At 64.6% G+C, this 619-nt stretch carries 2 pseudogenes; both read right to left on the bottom strand.

The window, feature by feature from the left end:
* Positions 1–246 (bottom strand): annotated as a pseudogene (locus tag CXQ89_RS17760) (restriction endonuclease); the annotation flags it as partial.
* A pseudogene (locus tag CXQ89_RS18495) lies at positions 246–619 on the bottom strand (hypothetical protein); the annotation flags it as partial. The pseudogenes CXQ89_RS17760 and CXQ89_RS18495, both read right to left, overlap by 1 nt.

Genomic DNA, 619 nt, shown 5'->3' with positions numbered 1-619 from the left:
GATGGCGTAGCCCAGCAGGAACAGGAGCCGGCTCAGCCCTACCTTCTCCTTCGGCTTCACCCGCACCAGCAAGTCGCCAATCTGAACCGCACCGACCCTCCCCGCGGGCAGCACCATCCAGAGACCCCCGTGCGCCGGAAGCACCGACACCAGACCCGTGTCCCGCAACGTCGCAGCGACCTCCCGCTCCAACTCGACAGGCTCCGCGACCGTCTGCAGCTCGTCCAGGACAATCTCGGACGGCATCACGCCTCAGTTTCGTCCGATTCCGACCGCGGGCCAACTGCAGCGTCCCCGGCGCCGGCACCGGGGTTGCCGGACTCCAGAGAAAGATCTACGGGCCCTACGTCCACACCCGCCTTCCGCCGCATGGCAGCCAGCCCGAACTTCTCCCGCACCTTGTCCCGGTTCAGCCGCCCGAAGTACTGCTCCTCGAGCAGCGGCAGGAGCTCGTATTTCCAGATCTCCTCCAGTCCCTGGTCAGACTCGGCGTGCGGTTTCATGAAGTACGACGGCCCGATCATTAGGTCGCGGTTAGTGGCCTCAATCTCGCTGTTCAGGGCATTGAGTAGCTGGGCCCGCAATGAAGGCTTGCCGTTTGCCTCGAGGAATCGTTCCA

Source organism: Arthrobacter sp. ZGTC212, assembly GCF_002929255.1.
Lineage (GTDB): Bacteria > Actinomycetota > Actinomycetes > Actinomycetales > Micrococcaceae > Arthrobacter_B > Arthrobacter_B sunyaminii.
The sequence above is the reverse complement of the archived record's forward strand: the minus strand, read 5'-3'. Positions and strand labels throughout refer to the sequence as shown.